Here is a 23,284-nt window from a genome sequence, read left to right as displayed (position 1 = left end):
ACGCTGATGCCGACTGTTGAAGCAACCGTAGGGTGAGGCCGCGTCACATGGACCGAGATCGAGCAGAGTCGCGGGCGGACGACTCGTCCGCCGGTAGGACGGCGTCGGGCAGGGCCTCCCCGCCCACCGAACGGGTGGTGCGGATTCTCGATTTCTTGGCCGAACACTTCGATGAACGATTCGGGGTCTCGGAGTTGGCCCGCCGACTTGGCCTGAGCAAGCCGACCTGTTTGGGGATCATGACGACGTTGAGCGAGTCCGGCTACGTCGTGCGTGATCCCGGTGACAAGAGTTACCGGCTCGGACCCGCGCTGATCACCTTGGGCCACAAGGCCCAGGAGGCACTGCGGGTCAACCCGGCAGCGCGTAGCGAACTATGCGCTCTGTCAACGCGTTTCGGCCTGCCGGTGGCCTTGTCCGGGGTGATCGACGATCGGATCACCGTGCTCGAACTGGTGACCCCGCCGAACGTCCGCGCCGCCGTCCAGGTAGGCCAGAGTTATCCCTTCGCGCCACCGGTCGGTTTGATGTTCGTGTTGTGGGACGACGAGGCACTCCGGGACTGGCTGGCCAAGGAGCCCACCGTCCCGATGCGCGCCGACACCGATCATCTGCGCCGGGTGATCGAGAGTTGTTGGGCTGACGGCTATCTGGTGGAACAGCTGACGCCGGCCGGTCGGCGGCTCTACTCCCTGATGGCAGGCCTGTCCGCGAACATCCCCGATGAGCTGCGCGCGCTGCTGGGCGAGTTGGTGGCCGACATCGGCGAGCGGGTCTATCTGCGCGACCAGACCGCTGGTGGTCGACGCGACATCAACGTGATCTCGGCGCCGGTGTTCGACCATTTCGGCCATCAGGTGATGGTCGCGTCGCTGCAGATCGGCGCGGCGTTGACCGACGGAGAGATCACCGAACATGCACGGGCACTGGTGGACATGGCCGACACCGTGACCGGGCAGTTGGGCGGCATCAAGCCCGACCGGCTGTCGAGTGCGACGGCAACCGGGTGATGCGGCCTGCTCAGAAACTGTTGCAGGTGTTGAAGACTGCAGTCAGGAGTCCGATGTAGGCCGCGTTCGCGGGTTGACTCGCGAGCGCACTGGCAATTTGTTGGCGCTGTTCTGGCCCGGCGGCCAGGAACTGGCTCAGCATGGCCTGGGTCATCTGCGAATCGCGGAACTGCGCCGCGGCGGCAGAGTCCTGCGCCGCGAGTGCCCGGTCCACTTGCTCGTAGCTGCAGGTGGTGTTGATCGCCGGCCCCAGATCCGGATTCGCCGACGCGGCGCCCGCCCCGACCACGCAAGCCAATCCCAGACCCGCGGCCGCAACGGACAGTTTGGTCAAAACTGAAATCGCCATGGTGAAACCTCCTCCCCCGCCCTAGTGGCCGGACTCTACTCGCCTGCCACGAGTTGACTGCGGGTTTTCCACAATTGCGCCTGAGGTCGAGGGTGCACCGGAAGCGGCCACCAGAACCAGCGGCCCAGGAGCGCGGCAATCGAGGGCGTCATCAGCGCGCGCACCACCAGCGTGTCCAACAGCAGTCCGATGCCGATGGTGGACCCCACCTGGCCGATGATGCGCAGATCACTGACCACCATGGACATCATGGTGAACGCGAAGACGAGGCCGGCCGCGGTCACCACTTTGCCGCTGCCACCCATGGCTCGGATGATGCCGGTATTTATCCCGGCCCCTATTTCCTCTTTCATCCGCGATACCAACAACAGGTTGTAGTCCGAACCGACAGCCAAGAGGACGATCACCGACATCGCCAGCACCAGCCAATGCAGGTGGATGCCGAGAATATGCTGCCAAATCAGCACCGACAATCCGAACGCCGCACCCAATGAAATCGCCACGGTGCCCACGATGACCATTGCGGCGATCAGGCTGCGGATCAAGACCAGCATGATGACGAAGATCAAGCACAATGCGGCGACCCCCGCGATCAACAGGTCGTAGGTCGACCCGTCACGCATGTCCTTGTAGGTGGCCGCGGTGCCGCCCAGGTCGATGCGGGCATTCTTCAAGGGCGTCGTCTTGAGCGCCTCTTCGGCCGCCTTGCGCACCGCTTCGACGCGCGCGATGCCCTCCGGCGTTGCCGGATCACCTCGATGCGAAATGATGAAACGTACCGATTTTCCGTCGGGTGAGAAGAAGAGTTCCATGGCCTTTTGGAAGTCTTTGTTCTCGAACACTTCCGGCGGCAGGTAGAACGAGTCGTCATTCTGCGCAGCATCGAATACCCGGCCCATGGCGGTGGCATCGGCGGTCGCGTCCTCCATCAGGGTGAACGTTCCCATCATGGTGCTGTGCATGGTCAGCATCATGGTTCGCATCACCCGCATGGTCGTGATCATCGCCGGGAACTGTGTAACCATTTGCGGCAGGAGCACATTCAGTCGGTCTACGTCCGCGACGAGGCCCCCCATCTGATCACTGATCTTGCCGACGCCGTCCATCGTCTCGTAGACGGATCTCATGGTCCAGCAAAAAGGTATGTTGAAGCAGTGCGGTTCCCAATAGAAATAGTTCCGTACCGGTCGCCAGAAATCATCGAAGTCCGCGAGGTGGTCGCGCACCTCTTCGATCGCAGCATGCATTTCGTGCATCTTTCCGGACATGCTGTCAGTGGTCGTGGCCATCTCTCGGGCTAGTTCGTTCAGCCTTTGAGTTGTCTGGATCATCGTCGTCATGCGATCTGCCTGCTCGACCAATTCATCCATGCGGTCTTTTTGGAATGGCACGGCCTGCTTTTGGTTCGCACTTTGCAGACTCAGTAGAAAAGGTATCGACGTGCGTTCGATCGGCGCCCCTTCTGGCCGCGTGATCCCCTGCACACGGGATATGCCCGGGACCGCGAAGATCGCCTTTGCCAGCTTGTTCAACACCAGGAAATCGGCTGGGTTGCGCATGTCATGGTCGGCCTCGAGCATCAGGATGTCGGGCATCATCCTGGACTGCGGGAAGTGTCGTTCCGCAGCGGCATATCCGACATTGGCGGGGATGTCCTGCGGCACGTACAACCGGTCGTTGTAGGCGGCTTGGTACGCCGGCAACGCCAACAGGCCGATCAGCGCAACCACGCACGCCGTGACGAGAATCGGTGCGGGCCACCGGACGATGGCGGTGCCCAACCGCCGCCACCGGCGCACGATGATCTTCCGCTTGGGTTCGAAGAGCCCGACGCGACCGCCGATCACCAGGGCTGCGGGAATCAACGTCACCGCAGCGGTGACCGCAACCACCATGGCCACCGCGGTGGGCACACCCATGGTTTGGAAGTAGGGCAATCGGGCGAAACTCAGGCAGAAGATTGCCCCGGCAATGGTCAGGCCGGAGCCCAGCACCACTTTCGCAACGCTGCGATAGGTCGTGTAGAAGGCAGTGTCGCGATCCTCGCCGGCCTGCCGCGCCTCCTGATACCTACCGATGAAGAAGATGCAGTAGTCGGTAGCGACTGCGATACCGAGGGAGACCAGCAGGTTGACCGCGAACGTCGACAGCCCGATGACCTGGTGTTCGCCGAGCAGTGCGACCACACCCCGGGCGGCCTGGACCTGCACTCCCACCATCAGCAGCAGGAGCACGGCGGTTACCACCGAGCGGTAGACGAGCAGCAACATCGTGAGGATCACGATGAGCGTCACGGCGGTGATCTTGATGATGGAGTGGTCGCCGGCGTGATTCATGTCCGCCACCAAGGGCGCGGGACCCGTTACGAACACCTCGACGCCAAGTGGCGGTGGCGCCTGTCCCACGATGTGCCGAACCGCTTCGATCGATTCGTCCGCCATCGCCCCGCCCTGGTTCCCGGCGAGATTCAGCTGGACGTACACGGCCTTGCCGTCGGCACTCTCCACACCAGTCGCGGTGAGTGGGTCGCCCCAGTAGTCCTGCACGTGCTGTACGTGCGGGTCGGCCTGCAACCGGGCGATCAGGCCGTCGTAATAGCGATGTGCCTCGTCGCCCAGCGCTTCCTGGCCCTCCAACACGATCATCGCGACACTGTCGGAGTCGCTTTCACCGAAGTTCGTCCCCATGCGCTGCATGGCTTGGAACGACGGCGCGTCGTGCGGCACCAACGACACCGAGTACTCGCGGCCCACCTGCTCCAGCGACGGGACGACGAACGTCATGACGGCGACGATCACCAGCCAGCCCAAGACGATCGGGACCGCGAACTTATGGATGACGCGTGCCACGAACTGCGGACTCTGGGTGGCACGTTCGCTGGTCATACGGCCTTCAACAGGACGAACCGGCCCATCAGGGTTCACGCTCGTCCGACTTGAGCAACGAGCGCATCAGCGGCAACGGATCGCCCGCCCGGCGCTGGGCGCTCACCGGACGGGGGTGCACCCGCAGCGGCCACCAGAACCAGCGGCCGAGCAGGGCCGCGATCGACGGCGTCATGAACGCGCGTACCACCAAGGTGTCGAACAACAGACCGATACCGATGGTGGAGCCCACCTGGCCGATGGTGAGCACGTCGCTGGCCAACATTGCCAGCATGGTGAACGCGAACACCATTCCCGCGATGGTCACAACCTTTCCGGTTCCGCCCATTGCCCGAATGATGCCGGTGTTTATGCCGGCACCAATTTCCTCTTTCATCCGCGATACCAACAGCAAGTTGTAGTCCGAGCCGACCGCCAACAGAATGATGAGGGCGATCGCGAGCACCAGCCAGTTCAATTGGATACCGAGGATGTGCTGCCAGATCAGCACCGAGAGACCGAACGCGGCACCCAACGAAAGGGCCACCGTGCCGACGATCACCAAAGCAGCGATCAGGCTGCGAATCATGATCAGCATGATGATGAAGATCAGACAGAGCGCCGCGATGCCGGCAATCAACAGGTCGTATCTGGACCCGTCGATCTGATCTTTCACCATCGCCGAGGTGCCCGTGAGGTAGATCTGGGCGCTCTCCAGTGGCGTTCCCTTGAGCGCTTCTTCGGCAGCGGTCTTGATCGGGTCGACCCGCGACACCCCCTCCGGAGTCGCAGGGTCGCCGCGCTGCGAGATCAGCATCCGCACCGTCTTGCCGTCCGGCGAGATGAACACATCCATGACGCGCTTGAAGTCTTCATTCTCGAAGATCTCCGGCGGCAGATAGAACGAGTCGTCGTTCTGCGCGGCATCGAAGGCCTTGCCCATCGCAGTGGCGTTGTCGCCGGCGTCCTCCATCTGCTCGAAGACCCCCGACATGGTGCTGTGCATGGTCAGCATCATGGATCGGGTGCTGCGCATCGACTCGATCATCGACGGGAACTGGGCCAGCATCTGCGGCATGAGCGCACTCAGCTGATCAAGGTCGCCAATCAGGCTGTGCATCGTGACGGTGACGATGTCGACTCCGTCGAGCGCCTCGAACAACGACTTGAAGGACCAGCAAATCGGGATGTTGAAACAATGCGGTTCCCAATAGAGATAGTTGCGAACCGGCCGGAAGAAATCATCGAAGTTCGCAATGTGGTCCCGCAGCTCGTTGGTCACATCCTCCAACTCGTGCGTCTTGCCGACCATACTGTCCGTGGTCGTCGAGATCTGTTGCATGATGCTGTACATCCGCTGCATCACGTCGATCGTCTTCGTCATTTCGTCGGCCTGCTTGAGCATGTCGTCCATGCGCGCCTTCTGAAACGGCAAGAGCTGGAGTTGACTGGCGCTCGACGCACTCATCATGAACGGGATCGTGGTGTGCTCGAGTGGTGTTCCCTCGGGCCGAGTGGGTGCCTGCACTCGCGCGATACCGGGCACCGCCAGAACGGCTTTGGCCAACTTGTTCAGCACCAGGAAGTCCGCCGCATTGCGCATGTCGTGGTCCGTCTCGACCAACAAGATGTCGGGAGTCATCATCAGCGACTGTGGAAAATGACGTTCGGCTGCCGCATATCCCGCGTTGGCCGGGATGTCCTCGGGGATGTATTCCTGGTCGTTGTATCCAGGTTCGTACGCCGGCAGCGCCAGGAGTCCGATCAGCGACACTGCGCACGTTGCAACCAGAATGGGCCCGGGCCACCGAACCACCGCGGTGCCCAACCGCCGCCAGCGGCGGACCATGATCTTCCGCTTGGGCTCGAACAGCCCGAAGCGACTACCCAGCGCAAGCACCGCCGGAATCATCGTCAGTGCCACCGCGACGGCCACCACCATGCCAAGCGCACAGGGGACGCCCAGGGTTTGGAAGTAGGGCAGCCTGGTGAAGCTGAGGCAGTAAACCGCTCCCGCGATGGTCAACCCGGAGGCCATGACCACCTTGGCGACGCTGCGATATGTGGTGTAAAAGGCGGTTTCCCGGTCCTCGCCGGCCTGGCGTGCCTCCTGGTAGCGGCCCATGAAGAAGATGCCGTAGTCCGTGCCGGCAGCGATCCCGAGGGTCACCAGCAGGTTGACGGCGTAGGTCGAAAGCCCGATGAGTTCGTGGTCGCCGAGGAACGCCACCACGCCGCGCGCCACCTGCAGCTGCATGCCGACCAAGAACAGCAGGATGAAGGCCGTGATGACCGATCTGAAGAAGAAGAGCAGCATCGTGAAGATCACTGCCAAACTCAGCCCGGTGACCAGCAGCACGGTCCGGTTACCGCTCTCGCTCAGATCTGCGACCAACGCCGCCGGCCCCGTGACATAGACCGTCACGCCCGCGGGGGGTGGAATCCCGTCGACGATGTCGCGGACCGCCTGCAACGACTCGTTCGAAGACGCCTGCCCGAGATCTCCGGTGAGGGCAATCTGCAGGTACACGGCCTTGCCGTCGGCGCTTTGCGCGGCGCCGGCCAACAGCGGGTCGCCCCAGAAGTCCTGCAGGTATTGCACGTGCTCCGGGTCGGCTCGCAACTGAGCGACCACATCGTCGTAGTAGCGGTGTGCGTCGTCGCCCAGGGGTTGCTCCCCCTCCAAGACGATCATCGCCACGCTGTTGGAATTAGCTTCCTCGAAGCTCTTCCCCATGCGTTCCACCGCCTGGAACGACGGCGCATCGCTGGGGATCATCGAAATCGCGTGCTCGCGTTCCACCTGTTCGAGCGGTGGCACGGTGGCGCCCACGACGTAGGCAAGGGCCAACCAGATCAGGCTGATCGGGATGGCAAACCGGCGGATCAGCCGGGCGGCCAATGGCGGCTTTCTCGGCTGCAGGCTGGTCATGCGGCCCTCAGCAGGCAATACGTGAAGGCGCTTTCCCCTTGCCTGATCCGCTCCTCTTTGACCTCGTCGTCGACGGTGATCCGACAGCCGATGCTGCTGCTGTCACCCTGGGCGATGATGTTTGCCATCGCCGTCGCCTCGGTCATCGGGAACGTCAATGTCCACGGCAGGCTGGCGTTCTCGATGTGCTGTGGCTCCGCATCGACATCGAAATAGCTGATGCTGGCCACCGCCCCCGGCGGGCCGAAGACTTCGTACACCAGATGCTTGGGGTTGTAAGGGGGCCGCTCCTCGGTTTCGGAGTCGGCATAGGCGGGGCGCACCTCGGATCCGAAGATTCCGTGCAACCTCGACACGGTGAATCCACCGGCGCCGAGCACCACGAGGATGAGCAGCGGAATCCACAGTCGCTTCAGTACCCCCAGAACCACTACCCCTCCTCCGCGCCTAGCCGAGTCGCGGCCGAGCGCTGCAACAGGCAACAGGTGCCAACCCCACCCCCCTGGAGCACCGCGCCCGGAATGCAGAGCGGTGCCTGCCAGACCGGGCCTGCGCAGCGACGACAGTCACCGCGCAGCGCCCCTTGGAGAGTAATGCGGACCCGACGAGTACACCATCGCAGGCACCCTCCCCATCCGCTCACATCAAGGTGATACGCGATGTTAGTGCATGTCACGTGCGTGTCGACGTGGAACGGCAGTACGAAAAAGCTGGGCATCTGCTGAGCAGGGCGGCGCTCGAGCGAACCGGCTCCGATCCGTGCCTTGGGGTTTGGGTACGGCCCGACCGGAAGTACATTCGTCGCCGCCACGGTTCGGGCGCACCTCGGGGATCGGGGTGCCCTCGAGTGCCGGCGAGAAGCTGTCCGGCAACTACGTTTTCGCCGGCGCCGAGCTCGGCGGATTCAGCCTTGAAGTTCGGGAGAATTCTGAACGGCAAGGGGCGAGGGACATTAGCATCCCAGGCATGTGGGGGCCCTTGCTGGTGCTGGCACTCTTGACGACGGTCAATCCCGTGCGCCTCGGCATCATCCTGCTGGTGCTGTCCCGGCCGCGACCCATGCAAAATCTCTTCGCGTACTGGGTCGGCGCCGTGATCATCGGCGCTCTCTCGCTGCTCGTCCCATTGGCCGTGCTGCACTCCGCTCCCGCATCCGCGTCCTTTCTGGAGGATTTTGCGGACCCGACCGCCAACCCAGGAACCCAGCGCGGCATGCTCGCGGTCGGCGCGGTCCTGATCGTGATAGCCGCAGTTATGTTGGCGCGTTCGTTCATCCGAGTCCCGGCGGGCGAAGCCAGGCAGCGGGTTCCGGATCGGGGAAGCGCGGCATCGGTCGACGGACCCGAGTCGACCGCTCCGCCGATCCTCACGCGACTGCTGAACGAGACGCCGGACACCACGGCGGACGGGTCTTCGACCGGTGGACTGCTGAGCCGAGCTCGCAATGCGTGGCGTAACGGGGATCCGTGGATCTCGTTCGTCATCGGCATCATCGTGGTGCCGCCACTCGACGGAGTCTTCTTGGCACTGGCAATCATCGTAACCTCGGGGATTCCGCTCGGGCTGCAGATGAGTGTCGCCGTCATCTACATTTTCGGCGTCCTGCTGATCGAGGAGATCATCCTCGCCAGCAACCTGATTGCGCCGGTCACCACGCAAGGAATGCTGCGCCGTCTGCATGCCTGGGCGAGTACGCACCGAATAAAGTTCGCCGCGGCAATCTTGGCCCTGGTTGGGGTTTCGTTGATACTTCGGAGCTTCGGTGGCCTGTGAGCTCGACGCGGGTCGCGGTCTACGCATCCTGACCGTCTGCAACGACTGAAAGGCAGACGGTACGAAGATGAGCGATGTACTCGACCTGCTCGACCAGACCATGTTCGACTTCGAGCAAGCGTCCGATGCGAACACCGTGGTGCAAGCCGTCTGGGTATACGACCGCCCGGTCGACATCGACGGGTTGCGGCAGTTCCACGGCCACCTCGGGCGCGGTCGGTTGTCTCGCTGCATCGCCCGGTCACCCTTGCCGTTCGGCCGCCACCGCTGGGTGCTACCGGCCACCTGTTCGTCGCTCGAGATCACCGAGTCCGCCCGCCCGCGTGCAACATTCGCCGACTGGCTGGACGAGCGGGCCAACGTCCCGGTGAATTGCGAGCGCGGTCCCGGGTGGCATCTGGCGGTCGTCCGGTTCACCGACGGTGGTGCGGGGGTGAGCCTGGTCGTCTCGCATTGCCTCGCCGACGGTGGCGGATTGTGCCTGGCGCTCGCGGACGCGGCGCTTGGTCGCGCCGACCCGATCAGTTGGCCGGCGGCCGAAGCACGCGGGCGATGGCAGGCCATCCGTGCAGACGCCAGCCAAACCGTGCGCGACCTTCCGGCAATCGGCCGTGCTTTCGTCTCCGGAATTCGGTACGTCCAAGGTAGCCGCAAGAGCGCCGGGGATGCCGCACCGCCCACCACCCCGCCACCTGAGCCGTCGGCCGACGCGGACGAAACACGCATGATCCCAACGGCAACCGTCATGATGGACGCCGGCGAATGGGCTGCCCGCGCGCATTCTCTCGGCGGGACCAGCAATACGTTGGCGGCCGGCTTGGCGGCTCGGCTCGCCGAGCGGGCCGGACGGGTTGCGGCGGACGGTTCCGTGGTCGTGACGTTACCGATCGACGAGCGGACCGCGGACGATACCCGCACCAACGCGGTCAGCGGCGTGCGGGTCACGGTCGACCCCTACGCTGCAACGACCGACTTGACCAAGATCCGGACCGCAGTCGAACAAGCAATGATCCAGCATCACGAACAACCCGACATTGCACGAATACTGAACGTCCTGGTTCCGCTGCTGCCCAAGCGGGCGCTCAGAGCCCTCGGCGGCATGGCCAGTGGCGGTCCGACGAATCTGGTGGGCGTCTCCGACGTGGGATTGGTCGATCCAGCTGCCGGTCGACCAGATGGCACTCCTGCCGCCTCGCTGTCCGTGGGCCTCAGATACCTCAACGTGGCCACGTCGGCGATGCACAAATCCGGTGGGATCCAAACCATCACCACTGGCACGTTCGACGGGCAGACCTTCGTGTCGTTGGCTTCCTACCTGCCGAGCCAGCCGAACTCCAACGACGATGTACGCAAAGAACTCTCGGCTGCCTTGGGTGATTTCTCACTCACCGGCACACCCGGGTGAATTTCGAATTCCTGCCAACGGGTTTCGCCGGGAGTCTCGGTCCTCTTCACCAGAGTCCCGGCACCAACCGGTAGCGCACCTTCTGCGTGTACTCGTGATACCCCGCGAGTTCCTCTCGAAGCAGCTTCTCTTCATCGCGGATGCGCACGGCGTACAAGCTCAGCACCGGGACGAGAACGATCAGCCCCCACCATGATCCGAGGGCGAGCGGCATCGAACCGACCGCGATCAGTGCGCCGAAGTACATCGGGTGGCGGACGAGTCCGTACAGACCCGTTGAAACCACCTCCTGATCGGACTCCACGGTGATATTGGCTGCCGCGTAAGTGTTCTGGATCATCGTGAACACCGTGATGCAGAGGCCCACAGCGAACGTGATGAGAGCGATCACGGATACCGCGGGAGGCACCGGCGACCAACCGAACCGGTGATCGAGGGCGAAGAACACCGGAGCCACGACGGACAAGGTTGCGATGACGTAAACCACTGTCTTCTGCACCGGCCTGGTTTCAGACTTCCGACCGAGGCGCATGCGTCGCTCGACGAGCGCCTTGTCCTTCCTCAGCAGGTACACGGTGGATACAACGGTCACCCCGGCATATATGGCCAGGAAAACCCATGCCTGCCAGTAGTTGAACGTCCCGGCCGGCAAGAACAGCAACAGGCCCGCGGCGGCCAGGCCAAAGACGGCTTGCAGCGCCGCCCGAAGATCGATGCTCATTTTCATCCCCCTGATCAGCGTCTCGGCGACGGTAGATCCAGTCGGCGACCGCGGCGAGCGGTGCCGCGATGCCGGCTACCGTGTTGACCCCCGTCCGAGCGTAGCGCGGCCCGACCGACGACATCAGCTAATCCGCTGCGCAGGATTCGGTTTGGCCGGAACGGAAGAGCCAGGGGCGCGAAGCGCTGCACTGCGCATGCCCGAAATCGCGATGACAACTGCACCCGGACAGATAAAGTTCGACGATGAGCAACGTTCTCGATGCGCTCGACCAGCGAACGTTCGATCTCGGTCGTGCGATAGGAGCACGCAGCCTGCTCCAGTGCATCTGGATCTATGACCGCCCGGTCGACATCGACGGTTTGCGGCGGTTCCACCATCAACTGCAACGGGGCCGGTTGTCGCGCCTCATCGAACGATCACCACTACCGTTCGGCCGGCACCGATGGATCAAAGCCGACGGCGCCTCCGATATCGATATCGGCACATCCGCCCGTCCGCGTGCAGAGTTCGACTCCTGGCTCAGCGAACAACGCGCGGTCCCGTTGGATTGTGAGGGCGGCCCTGGCTGGCACCTTGCGGTCCTGCCGCTCACCGACGGCGGCACCGGGGTCAGCATGATCGTCTCGCATTGCCTCACCGACGGCATGGGTCTGTGCGAAGCGCTCGCCGAGGCGGCACTCGGCCACGATGACCCGATCAATTGGCCTACCGCCAAATCCCGCGGCCGGTGGCAAGCCGTCACCGAGGACGCCCGCCAAACCGTGCGCGACATTCCCACCATCAGCCGCGCCATCGCCGCCACGATCCGAATGGCCCGACGCGGCCGCAATGCTGCCGACGCCAGCACCCCAGCCGGCAGCACCACCCCGATCGACAGCAGCACCCGCGCGGTCACCTCGCCGCCGGCGGGCACCGATCAGCCCGTCCGGATCCCAATGGCAACGGTGTTCGTCGATGCGAACGAATGGGAGGCCCGCGCGCACGCACTGGGCGGCACCAGCAACACATTGCTGGTGGGATTGGCTGCCCGCCTCGCCGAGCGAGCAGGTCGGGTCGGGCCAGACGGTTCGGTCCTCGTGACGATGCCGGTCAACGAGCGCGTCGACGGCGATACTCGCGCCAACGCGATCGGGTACGTCGACGTCAGGGTCGACCCGGATCTTGCCCCGACGGATCTGGAGCCAGTCCGAGCCGCGGTCAAACAGTCACTGTCACGCCGCCAGGAAGAACCCGCCGAAGAGCTGACGGTCAATGCCCTCATTCCGCTGCTACCGCAATGGCTGCTCGAGTCCACCACGCGTGCCGGTGCGTCCAACCGGGTCGGCTCGTCCAATCTCGGCGTGATCAACCCGGCCGCCGGCCGGCCAGACGGGACGGAGGCCGACTACTTCGCCGTAAAGGTCCTCCCCCATCACGGCATGACCGAAACGATGCTGCACCGAATGGGCGGAGCGGAATCACTGATATCCGGTACGACGAACGGCCACGTCTTCGTCTCGGCGTTCTCGTATCGGCTCGGCGGTGTCAACTCCAACGAACGCTTGCAACAGGACCTTTCGGGCACGCTGAGTGACTTCTCGCTCATCTGCACGCACCTTTGAGGGCTCTCGGGCCCCCGCGCCGACGAGTGTGCATGCCCCGAACCTGCGCGAGGTTGACGAGCCATCTGTGACCGCACTCGGAGCGGTCTCGGCACGAGCGTTGACGAGTCCGGGGTTGGTGCGGGTCGGAACCGACACCGCGGCCAACCGGCGGTCGGCGGAAAGCGGCATCACCGGGTCAGGCGGCGATGGCCGCAACGGCGCTCAGAGATGCGTGCAGATGAGCGAGAAGTCACTCAGCGTGTTCGAAAGCTCTTCTCGTAAACGGTCGTTGGAGTTGGGTCTGCCTGGTCGATACGAGATCGCGGAGACGAAGACATGTCCGTTCGCGATACCGGACAGCACGGATTCCAGTCCGCCGAACCGCTGCATCCTCGCCTCGGTCACGCCGGTGTGCAGAATTTTCAACGCAAAGTAGGCGGCGTCGGTTCCGTCCGGCCGGCCGACGGCCGGGTTGACCTCGCGCAGGTTGGACGAACCGACGAGGTTGGACGAGAAGTTGGTGGCCGCAGTTCGGCCGGCCAGCAGCAGTCGCCGAGGCAGCAACGGAACGAGGGCGTTTACCGTCATTGCCTCATTGGGTTCTTGCTGGTGGCGGGTCAGTGTTTGCTTGACGGCGGACCGGATTGGCCGCAGGTCCGTGCTGGCGAGCGCCGGGTCGACCGTGACGCCGACATCTCCGATCGCGTTGGCGCGGGTATCGCCGGCGTCCCGTTCGTTGACCGGCATCATCACCACGACCGTGCCGTCGGGGCCGACCCGTCCCGCTCGCTCGGCGAGTCGGGCGGCCAATCCGACCAGCAGGGTGTTGCTGGTGCCGCCGAGGGCGTGTGCGCGGGCGTCCCACTCCTTCGCATCGACGAAGACCGTTGCCATCGCGTGTGATACGAGGTGATCGGAGCCGGCCGGCGGCACGGTGGCCAGCGGCTGGGTCGCGGCGGCCGGCGCAGCGGCACCGGTAGCGCTGCGATTGCGTCGGGCCATCCGGATCGTGGCGGCGACGGCGCGGCCGACCGCCGGGATGTCGCGCACGGTTTGGCGGGCGTCTTCGCCGAGGGCTTGCCATCGCCCGCGCGATCGGGCCGCGGGCCAGCTGACCGAGTCGTCGCGGCCCGAGGCCGCCTCGGCGAGCGCCTCGCACAGGCCCATGCCGTCGGTGAGCAGGCGGGAAAGCACCAGGGTGACACCGGTGCCGCCATCGGTGAACGGGAGAACCGCAAGGCGCCACCCGGGGCCGCGCTCGACATCAAGCGGGATGCTCAGTTTCTCGTTGAGCCAAGTTTCGAATTCCGCACGCGGAAGCGGTGATTCGACGATCTCGAGGTCCGACGAACTTTCGGCCGCTACCCAGCGGTGCCGGCCGAACGGTAATGGTGATCGTTCGACGAGCCGCGATAATCGACCCTGCTGAAGATGCTTGTGGAACTGCCGCAAACCGTCGATATCGATTGCGCGGTCATAGATCCAGACACACTGCAGTTGACTGCTCGCTCCGGTCGCCCGCGCGACGTCGAACATCGTCTGGTCGAGCGGATCGAGAACGTTGCTCATGGTCGAAACGGTATCGGACATGGATTCTCTTGTCCTCTGTTAGTGGTTGTTTATCGCGCCGGTTCCGAGTTCGCCAACCGGAGCCGAGATCTGGTCATGTAACCGCAATAACTCACCCCCTGGCACCTATTCTTCGGTCGCTTCCAACAGGGACTTGAGCTGGGTTACGTATTCACTCAGAGAGTCGGGGGTGAACATCTCGAAGTGTGTGCAGTCCACCGGAACCACCGCAATCTCGCCAGAGGCGTATGGTCGCCAAGTCTGCAGCAGCGAACTGGCCGCACTCTGATTGCCGCGGTGTACCCACCACGATTTCAGCCCTGCACTCCCAGCGCCGTCGCACCGGTGGCGAGCGGCGGAGAACATCGCGATATCGCCATCGAACACCTCTGGCACATACTCGAGCAGAAGCAGTTGGCCCGCACTCACGCTTCGCACCATGAATTCCACCAATTTCGTGGATGGCGGAGTGGCACCGCGTCGTTCGATGATATCCGCGACCCGGGAGTAGGTCAGCGGCATCCAATGCACCGGGACCTTGGCCTTGTTTATTCGGAGCAGGTATTCCAGAACCCACCCCTCGACGGCCCTCCGATTTCTCGCAATTACCTTGGCGACCCCTTTTCGGAATTTGTTGGGATTCAACAAGGCATCGAGCAATAGCAGGCGCTGGACTTCACATCCTCGTCGCTGAAGCTCCACAGCGAGCGCATGCGCCACGACGCCACCGAAAGACCATCCGAGGATCCGATAAGGTCCGGTCGGATAAAGTTCCTGGAGTCTGTCGGCATAGTTCGCCGCCATCGCCTGGATCGACAGAACTTCACGCTCGCCCGGACGTGGCGCTTGATTGATTCCGATGATCGGGCCATCCAGATATTGGTGCAACGCCCGATATGACCAGCTCAGCCCGAAACCATCATGGACACAACAGAGCGGAACACCGCTGCCCTGTTTGAGGATCTCGATCGGCACCACTTCCTGCGAGCTTTCAGCTCTACCCACCTGCTTGGCCAGGCTCCGCACCGTCGGTGCATCGAACATGACGCGCACCGCCAGGTCGGTATCCAGGCTGGCGTTGGCCGCGGCGATTACCCGCATCGCAGACAGGGAGTCACCACCCAGGTCGAAGAACGAATCGTCGACCCCGACCTGCTCCAAACCCAGAACCTGGGCGTAGATATCGGCCAGGGTCTTTTCGCTCGGCGTTTCCGGCGCGCGGTACTGCCCGTCCGATGCGTATTCCGGTTGCGGCAGCGCCCGCTTGTCCAGCTTGCCGTTGACCGTCAACGGCATCGCCTCGAGCACCACCACCGCCGCAGGCACCATGTAAACCGGCAACCGCTGCCCCAACACCGCCCGAACCGCAACCGGATCAACACTGCCAGAAGACGATTCAGTGACATACCCGACGAGCCGCTTATCCCCCGGACGATCTTCACGGGCGATGACGATCGCTTGGTCGACACCCTCCAGATCGGCCAGGGCGGACTGAACCTCGCCCAGCTCGATCCGATAGCCGCGGATCTTGACCTGCTCATCCGCCCGACCCAGATAATGCAATTGTCCGTCGGCCGCCCAGGAGACGAGGTCGCCGGTGCGGTACATGCGTCCGGCCGGCGCTCCGAACGGACACGCCACGAATCGCGACGCGGTCAATCCGCCCCGACGCAGGTACCCGCTGGCCAGTCCGGCGCCCGCGACATACAACTCCCCGACGACTCCGGCCGGCACTGGTCGCAACCACTGGTCCAACACGAAGAATGCTGCGCCGGGCACCGGTGTGCCGATCGGCACCACACTCGATCCTGCCGTCAGCGGCGCACTGAATGACGTGTACCAGGTCTCCGTCGGGCCGTACCCGTTGATCATCACCCGGCCCGGCGCCCACCGGTCCACCAACTCGGTGGGGCAGGCCTCACCGGCCACCACCAGTGCGGTCGACGCCAAACCGCCGGGCGAGAGTGCTGCCGCGGCTGACGGCGTCTGGTTCAAGACCGTGACGTGTTCGGCGATCAACAACGCGTGCAGGTCATCCGGTGAGCCCGCCACCGCGTCCGGCACCACCACGAGTCGCCCGCCGCCCAATAGCGCACCGAAGATTTCCCACACCGACACGTCGAACGCATACGAATGCCACTGGGTCCAGACCCCGGCAGGTGGTAACCCGACGTCGAGCGACCCGAGCAATTGGGTGACGTTGCTGTGCGGTACCGCTACTCCCTTTGGCGTCCCGGTGGTGCCGGACGTGTAGATCAGGTAGGCGATATCGCCTGCGGTGGGCACCGGCAACGCGGTGTTCGGCTGGGTGTCGATGCGCGGGTCCGCGACATCGATGGTCTCGACTCCGCAGCCGTACAACCGCGCCGCCAGACCGCCGGTGCTCAGCGCCGCGACCGGCGCGGCATCCGCGACGACGACCGCGATCCGGGCATCGGGATGGGCCGGGTCGATCGGCAGATACGCAGCTCCCGACTTCAACACCGCGAGAATCGCCACGATCGCCTGCGCCGAGCGATTGAGCAGCAGGGCAACACATTCACCTGGGCCGGCGCCCCGGTCGACGAGTAGGTGCGCCAACCGATTGGCGGCTTCATCGAGTTCGCGATACGACATCGATCGGCCGGCGAACGACACGGCTACCGCATCCGGCGTGCGGTTGACCTGCGCGGCGAACACCACCGGAATCGAGGCGGCGCTCGGTGCTGCAGGGCGGGTCAACGCCGCCCGGTGGCCGACCTGATCGAGTCGCGCTCGCTCGGCGACATCCAACACCTCCACCGAGGACACCCGCTGCCCAGGATCGGCAACCAACGCCTCCAACACCCGCCGCAACCGTCCAACCAGCGTCTCGACTGTGCTCCGGTCGAACACATCGGTACGGAACTCCACCGAACCGACGATCCCGTCCGGCTCACCCGCTGCTTCGAATTTCTCGCCCAGGCCGAATACCAGATCCATCCGGGCTGTGTGGGTTTCGGTCACCAACGGCGCGGCCTGCAGATCACCCGATGCCGCACCCGCAACGGCGCCCCCGGTGGAGTTTTGCCAGGCGAGCATGACCTGGATCAGGGGGTGGTGGGTCAGGCTGCGGGTCGGATTGAGCCGATCGACGACGACCTCGAACGGCACGTCCTGATGCTCGTAGGCAGCCAGGCTGCGCTGACGCACCTGCCCGAACAACTCGGCGACCGTCGGATCACCGACCAGATCCACCCGCAACACCAACGTGTTGACGAAGAACCCGACCAACTCATCCAACGCCGGATCATTGCGCCCGGCGATCGGGAACCCCACCGCCACATCCGCACTGCCACTCAACTTCGACAACAACACCGCCAACGCGGCCTGCACCACCATGAAACTGGTCGCATTGTGCTCACGGGCAACCCGCGCCACATCCTGCTGCAACTGCGCAGGCCACACCACCTCCACCGTCGCACCCTGATAATCAGCCACCACCGGATACGACCGATCCGTCGGCAACTCGAGGTGATCAGCCAACCCCGCCAAAGCTTGCTCCCAGTACGCGGCCTGCGAGGATATCCGAGCGTCCGCGTCGGCGAGGTCGCCCAATTGTTCGCGTTGCCACAGCGTGTAGTCGGCGTACTGCACCGGCAACGGCGACCACTGCGGCGGGGTGCCCGAACAACGCGCTTCGTAGGCGACCCCGAGGTCACGTACCAACGGGCCAATCGATGCGCCGTCGCCGGCGATGTGGTGTATCACCACCACCAGCACGTGCTCGTCCAGTGCGAGCTGGAAAAGCTGTGCATGCACCGGAATTTCGGCTGCCAAGTCGAAGTTGTAACAGATCGCCGCATTGACGGATTCCTCCAGGCGATCCGTCGGCCAGCCACTGGCGTCGATTTCTTGCCAGCCGAAGTCGGCTTGGTCGGCGGGTTTGACCAGTTGGCGGGGTATCCCCTCGACCGAGGGGAACACCGTGCGCAGGCTTTCATGACGGTCGATGACATCAGCCAACGCGGCCCGCAACGCAACGGTATCCAACGCCCCACTGATCCGAAACGCCGTCGGCATGTTGTAGATCGGTGAGGGCCCATGCAACTGGTCCAAGAACCACAAGCGTTGTTGGGCGTACGACAACGGCACCACCGCCGGCCGCTGCTGTTTGACCAACGGCGCCAACCCAGCACCACCGGTACCGATCCGCCCCGCCAACTCAGCCACCGTCGGAGCGTCGAACAACGTACGCACCGTCAGATCAGCATCCAAAGCAACATTGATCGCCGCGACCGCCCGCGTCGCCGACAACGAATCACCACCGAGATCGAAGAACGAATCATCAACCCCGACCCGCCCCAAACCCAACACCTGCCCATAAACCCCGGCCACGATCTCCTCAGCAGGACTACCCGGAGCACGATAACCATCCCGATCGGCATACTCCGGCACCGGCAACGCCCGCTTGTCCAACTTGCCGTTCACCGTCAACGGCATCGCCTCGAGCACCACCACCGCCGCAGGCACCATGTAAACCGGCAACCGCTGCCCCAACACCGCCCGAACCGCAACCGGATCAACACTGCCAGAAGACGACTCAGTGACATACCCGACCAGCCGCTTATCCCCCGGACGATCCTCACGGGCAATCACCTCGGCCTGATCAACCCCAGCCACATCAGCCAAAACAGCCTGAATCTCCCCCAACTCGATCCGATACCCACGAATCTTGACCTGCTCATCAGCACGCCCCGCATACCGCAACTGCCCATCAGCACCCCACGACGCCAAATCCCCAGTCCGATACATCCGCGCCCCGGACCCACCGAACGGACACGCCACGAACCGCGACGCACTCAACCCACCCCGACGCCAATACCCATACCCCAAACCAGCGCCCACCACATACAACTCACCAACCACACCCACCGGCGCCCGCTGCAAGAACTGATCCAACACGAAGAACCCAAGATGACCCAACGGCACACCAATCGGACTCACACCGCTATCGACATCACCAACCACGATCTCCCGGAACGACGCATGCACCGTCGTCTCGGTAATCCCATACATATTGATCAACCGCGGAGTCCCCGAATGAGACTGCAACCACGACCCCAACCGCTGCGGCTCGAGCGCCTCCCCACCAAAGACCACCGTCTCGAGCTTCAACTGCCGACCCAACTCAACATCAGCAGCATCCGCAGACTGCAACGCATAAAACGCCGACGGCGTCTGACTGAGCACCGTCACACCCTCAGCCACCAACAACGCCAACAACTCCCGCGGCGCCCGCGTCACCAACTCCGGCACCACCACCACACGACCACCAAAAAGCAACGCCCCCCAGATCTCCCACACCGAATAGTCGAACGCCAACGAATGACACTGCGTCCACACCTGACCCGCCAACCCCAGATCAGCATCCAAAGTCTCCAACAGGCCAACCACATTCCGGTGACTGATCGCCACCCCCTTCGGCACACCCGTAGTCCCCGACGTATAGATCAAATACGCCACATCATCAGCACCCGGAACCGACGACACCACCCCCACCCCAGAAACCGCACCGAGATCATCGACATCGACAACCCCCAAACCCCGCGGCAAACGCCCCGCCAACCCCGCCGACGACACCGCCACCACCGGAGCAGCATCACCCACCATGAACTCAATCCGCGCATCCGGATGAGCCGGATCAATCGGCAAATACGCCGCCCCCGACTTCAACACCGCGAGAATCGCCACAACCGGATCAACCGACCGCTCCAACAACACAGCCACACACGAACCCGGACCCGCCCCACGACCAACCAGCACCCCCGCCAACCGATCCGAAGCCTCATCCAACTCCCGATACGACAACGACCGACCGTCGAACGACACCGCCACCGCATCCGGCGTGCGGTTGACCTGCGCCGCAAACACCACCGGAATCGAGGCCCCACCCGACACCGGCTCGGACAGCACTCCCCGATGGCCCCACTGATCCAATTGATCGTGCTCGTCATCATCCAGAAAATCCATCGACGACAGGCGCCGAGTCAGATCAGCGGTCATGACCCCCCCTCCACATCAGCAGTCAGCGCCACCAAGACCCGCCGCAGGCGCTCCACCAACCGCTCGGCGGACTTCGGTTCGAACACGTCGGTACGGAACTCCACCGTCCCGGTGATACCTGCGGGGTCGCCGTTCGCACCGAACTTCTCGCCGAGCGCGAAAGTCAGATCCACCCGGGCGGTATTGGTGTGCGCGGGGATTGGCGTCACTTGCGCTTCGCCCAACTTCAGTCCGGCCGCGGGATCACTGGTGTGTTGCCAGGGCAGGTTCTGCCACGCCAGCAGGACTTGCACCAACGGATGGTGGCTCAGGCTTCGAGTGGGCTTGAGCCGATCCACCAACACCTCGAACGGCACGTCCTGATGCTCGTAGGCAGCCAGCCCACGCTGACGCACCTGCTCCAGGAGCTCTGCAACGGTGGGGTCCCCGTGCAAATCGACCCGTAGCACCAAGGTGTTGACGAAGAATCCCACCAGGTGATCGAGCGCGGGGTCACCGCGGCCGGCGATCGTGATGCCCACTGCCACATCCGCACTGCCACTCAACTTCGACAACAACACCGCCAACGCGGCCTGCACCACCATGAAACTGGTCGCATTGTGCTCGGCAGCCAGCGCGCGGATGCGATGTTGCAGATCGGCCGGCCACTCGACGGCGATACTGGCGCCTTGGTAGTCGGCAACCGCCGGGTACGGCCGGTCGGTGGGCAGTTGCAGTCGCTCCGGCAGGCCTGCCAGGGCCTCCTGCCAGTAACCTAGCTGCGCCGAGATGCGGCTGTCGGGGTCGCCGAGGTCACCGAGATGCTCGCGCTGCCATAGCGCGTAATCGGCGTATTGCACCGGCAACGGCGTCCACTGGGGGTTCTGGCCGTTGCTGCGGGCGGCATACGCCGCGCCCAGATCTGCTACCAGGGGAGTCACCGACCAGCCATCAGCAGCGATGTGGTGCACCACCGCAACCAGCACGTGCTCATCTGGAGATATCCGGAAAAGGCGTGCACGCAGCGGGATTTCAGCTGTCAGGTCGAACGGTTGCCGGGCGACTTCACCGACGGATTCCTCCAGTCGATCCGCCGACCAGCCAACGGCGTCGACGACGTCCCAGCCCGGACGAGCCTGACCCGGCGGCAATACGATCTGTTGCGGGGTCCCACCAGGCGCATCGAACAAGGTGCGCAGGCTCTCGTGTCGGCCGACCACGTCGGTCAGCGCCGCGCCCAGCGCGTCGGCGTCCAAACTCCCGGTCAGCCGTAAACCGACCGCCATGTTGTAGACCGGTGACGCACCGTGCAACTGAGTGAGGAACCACAACCGTTGCTGCGCGTAGGACAACGGCAACACGTCCGGGCGGGATTGAGCCTTCAGGGGCGGACGAGTCGACTCGGCCTCGTTGCTGTCGAGATAATCCGCGAGCGCCCCGGTGGTTGGTACGTCGAACAGGTACCGGACCGGCACTTCCCGGGCCAGGGCCGATTGCAACCGCGCGGCAACCCGCGTCGCACTCAAGGAATCCCCTCCGAGAGCGAAGAAGTCGTCGTCCAGGCCGATCCGATCGAGTCCCAGTACCTCGGCGAACACCTCGGCGACGGTCTTCTCGGTCGGGGTCTGCGGCGCCCGGAAGGCCGCCGCGGTGAACACCGGTTGCGGCAGTGCCTTGCGATCGATCTTGCCCGAGGAAGTCAACGGGAACTCCGCGAGCACCAGGATCTGAGTCGGCACCATGTACTCGGGCAACCGCGCGGCCAACCACTGGCGCACCTCGTTGACCTTCGAATTGGTGTCGGGATCGTTGGCATATGCGCTGCGTTGCTGGACCGCGCCGGCAGGCAGATACAAATCCGTCAGTATCGGTCGGTCCCAGTCACTTCCGGGGGCGATGAACACCGCGTCGATGGTGCCGGCCTGGGCTCCCCAGGTGACCGCACACCGATACCCGATCTCCTCGGCGAGGCGGTACAGCTGTTCCGGCGTGGCCGTTCCGGTGATCGCTACCTCATCGGCATCGGCCTGTGCCTGATCCAGGGATACACCAGCGGCCAGGGCCTGCTCGACCGCGACGTCGACGATCACGCTTGCCCGTGGGATGGCGCTGACCCGCACGACCTCCGGCCGCTGGATGACCAACTCCGTATGCAACCCGCTCAGACCCGCACACTGATCCCACATCCAGCGCGACACATCGGCCAGCGAGGAGACCGCGCCGGGCGCCTTGTGGATGACGACGTCGTAGCGGTAACGGGTGAGTTCGTTGTCGGCCTCACCGCGTTTGACGTAGATTCCAGCGCCTGCCGCGGCGGCATGCTCGGCCGCCCAGGTGGTGAAGAACTCCGGGGCCAACAGCAATTCGGGCTCACCGAGTACCGCACGCTGGATTCGCTGCCGAACCTCGTCGGTATCACCGGAAGTGTCGCGGGCCTGTGCGATACCGGTTTGGAAGGCGTCCTGCAGGCTGTGATTGCGCACGTCTCCGATGAACAGCGCTCCGCCCGGAGCCAACAAGCCCATGGCCTTCTCGATTACCTCGGCCAGATAGTCGGCATTCGGGAAGTACTGCACTACCGAGTTGATGATGATGGTGTCGAAGTACGCCGGTGGCAACCCGTCGGTGAGATGGGCGGGCTGGGTCGACAGGTGAACCCAACTCCCCCACGGCCGCTCCGCGGTCGCCGCCTGCAAGGTCGCAATCGTAGGAGCAGAGAAATCCGTGCCCCAGTACTCGTCGGATCGTGGCGCAACTTGGGACAGCATCAGTCCCGAACCGACACCGATCTCGAGCACCCGTCGCGGCTGCAGGGCGAGAATCCGGTCGACAGTGGTTGCCCGCCACTCCTGCATCTGCTCGAGCGGGATCGGTTCGCCGGTGTAACTGCTGTTCCAGCCCCGGAAATCACTGCCGAAGTCGGCAACTTCGAGATCCTCGTCGTACAGCTCGTCGTACATCTGTTGCCATTGGTCGACGACCTCGGCGTCGTGATCGGCGTTGCTGGTGTGCTCCAACCCGACATAGGCGATGAGATGTGTGCCGGTGTCGCTTTGGTGCATCGCTGCGGCC

General features: G+C 64.0%; 11 protein-coding genes and 1 pseudogene. 4 read left to right on the top strand and 8 right to left on the bottom strand.

What is annotated here, in order from left to right; all coding sequences use genetic code 11:
* The first annotated feature begins 47 nt into the window (after positions 1 to 47).
* The gene (locus AC5Y3P_RS00060; RefSeq protein WP_500043850.1) at positions 48 to 1,010 is read left to right on the top strand and encodes an IclR family transcriptional regulator; all 963 of its coding nucleotides are present in this window, start codon (positions 48 to 50) and stop codon (positions 1,008 to 1,010) included.
* Positions 1,011 to 1,020: 10 nt separating this feature from the next.
* Here the strand turns inward: AC5Y3P_RS00060 and AC5Y3P_RS00055 are convergent, their stop codons facing one another.
* From AC5Y3P_RS00055 to AC5Y3P_RS00040, 4 genes are read right to left on the bottom strand one after another with little or no spacing between them, the layout of a single operon-like run.
* On the bottom strand, positions 1,021 to 1,359 hold the full coding sequence (locus tag AC5Y3P_RS00055) for a hemophore-related protein (protein WP_500043849.1): 339 nt from the start codon (positions 1,357 to 1,359) through the stop codon (positions 1,021 to 1,023).
* Positions 1,360 to 1,394: 35 nt separating this feature from the next.
* Positions 1,395 to 4,244 (bottom strand): MMPL/RND family transporter, encoded by a 2,850-nt coding sequence (locus tag AC5Y3P_RS00050; RefSeq protein ID WP_500043848.1) that lies wholly within the window; start codon positions 4,242 to 4,244, stop codon positions 1,395 to 1,397.
* A 28-nt stretch (positions 4,245 to 4,272) separates the two neighbouring features.
* Positions 4,273 to 7,155: an MMPL/RND family transporter gene (locus AC5Y3P_RS00045; protein ID WP_500043847.1), complete on the bottom strand. Its 2,883-nt coding sequence runs from the start codon at positions 7,153 to 7,155 to the stop codon at positions 4,273 to 4,275.
* Positions 7,152 to 7,562, bottom strand: coding sequence for an MmpS family transport accessory protein (locus AC5Y3P_RS00040; protein ID WP_500044246.1), 411 nt, complete (start codon positions 7,560 to 7,562; stop codon positions 7,152 to 7,154). Before AC5Y3P_RS00040 ends, AC5Y3P_RS00045 begins: the two co-directional genes overlap by 4 nt.
* Positions 7,563 to 8,121: 559 nt before the next feature.
* Between AC5Y3P_RS00040 and AC5Y3P_RS00035 the strand changes: the two genes are divergently transcribed.
* Positions 8,122 to 8,928 carry a GAP family protein gene (locus AC5Y3P_RS00035; RefSeq protein WP_500043846.1) on the top strand — a complete coding sequence of 269 codons (807 nt, stop codon included), beginning with the start codon at positions 8,122 to 8,124 and terminating at the stop codon, positions 8,926 to 8,928.
* 19 nt (positions 8,929 to 8,947) lie between these two features.
* Here the strand turns inward: AC5Y3P_RS00035 and AC5Y3P_RS00030 are convergent, their stop codons facing one another.
* Positions 8,948 to 9,127 (bottom strand): hypothetical protein, encoded by a 180-nt coding sequence (locus AC5Y3P_RS00030; RefSeq protein WP_500043845.1) that lies wholly within the window; start codon positions 9,125 to 9,127, stop codon positions 8,948 to 8,950.
* Between the two features lie 234 nt (positions 9,128 to 9,361).
* On the opposite strand from AC5Y3P_RS00030, the gene AC5Y3P_RS00025 reads away from it, so the two are divergent.
* Entirely contained in the window at positions 9,362 to 10,333 is a 972-nt protein-coding gene (locus tag AC5Y3P_RS00025) for a hypothetical protein (RefSeq protein WP_500043844.1), read from the top strand.
* A gap of 46 nt (positions 10,334 to 10,379) precedes the next feature.
* Here the strand turns inward: AC5Y3P_RS00025 and AC5Y3P_RS00020 are convergent, their stop codons facing one another.
* Positions 10,380 to 11,054: a methyltransferase family protein gene (locus AC5Y3P_RS00020; protein ID WP_500043843.1), complete on the bottom strand. Its 675-nt coding sequence runs from the start codon at positions 11,052 to 11,054 to the stop codon at positions 10,380 to 10,382.
* A 245-nt stretch (positions 11,055 to 11,299) separates the two neighbouring features.
* On the opposite strand from AC5Y3P_RS00020, the gene AC5Y3P_RS00015 reads away from it, so the two are divergent.
* The gene (locus tag AC5Y3P_RS00015; protein ID WP_500043842.1) at positions 11,300 to 12,658 is read left to right on the top strand and encodes a condensation domain-containing protein; all 1,359 of its coding nucleotides are present in this window, start codon (positions 11,300 to 11,302) and stop codon (positions 12,656 to 12,658) included.
* Positions 12,659 to 12,862: 204 nt separating this feature from the next.
* Here the strand turns inward: AC5Y3P_RS00015 and AC5Y3P_RS00010 are convergent, their stop codons facing one another.
* Together AC5Y3P_RS00010 and AC5Y3P_RS00005 are read right to left on the bottom strand one after the other, a co-directional pair.
* Positions 12,863 to 14,209, bottom strand: coding sequence for a hypothetical protein (locus tag AC5Y3P_RS00010; protein ID WP_500043841.1), 1,347 nt, complete (start codon positions 14,207 to 14,209; stop codon positions 12,863 to 12,865).
* 126 nt (positions 14,210 to 14,335) lie between these two features.
* Positions 14,336 to 23,284 (bottom strand): annotated as a pseudogene (locus AC5Y3P_RS00005) (amino acid adenylation domain-containing protein); the annotation flags it as partial.

The sequence above is a fragment of the Mycobacterium sp. NGS45 genome, from assembly GCF_059812645.1.
Note: the sequence above shows the minus strand (reverse complement) of the source record. Positions and strands in the feature narration are given on the sequence as shown.

Bases quoted from the DNA above. Each gene is read 5' to 3' on its own strand.
- AC5Y3P_RS00055 (WP_500043849.1), bottom strand. From the start codon at position 1,359: ATGGCGATTTCAGTTTTGACCAAACTGTCCGTTGCGGCCGCGGGTCTG.
- AC5Y3P_RS00020 (WP_500043843.1), bottom strand. From the start codon at position 11,054: ATGAGCATCGATCTTCGGGCGGCGCTGCAAGCCGTCTTTGGCCTGGCC.
- AC5Y3P_RS00010 (WP_500043841.1), bottom strand. From the start codon at position 14,209: ATGAGCAACGTTCTCGATCCGCTCGACCAGACGATGTTCGACGTCGCG.
- AC5Y3P_RS00015 (WP_500043842.1), top strand. From the start codon at position 11,300: ATGAGCAACGTTCTCGATGCGCTCGACCAGCGAACGTTCGATCTCGGT.
- AC5Y3P_RS00050 (WP_500043848.1), bottom strand. From the start codon at position 4,244: ATGACCAGCGAACGTGCCACCCAGAGTCCGCAGTTCGTGGCACGCGTC.
- AC5Y3P_RS00060 (WP_500043850.1), top strand. From the start codon at position 48: ATGGACCGAGATCGAGCAGAGTCGCGGGCGGACGACTCGTCCGCCGGT.
- AC5Y3P_RS00035 (WP_500043846.1), top strand. From the start codon at position 8,122: ATGTGGGGGCCCTTGCTGGTGCTGGCACTCTTGACGACGGTCAATCCC.
- AC5Y3P_RS00045 (WP_500043847.1), bottom strand. From the start codon at position 7,155: ATGACCAGCCTGCAGCCGAGAAAGCCGCCATTGGCCGCCCGGCTGATC.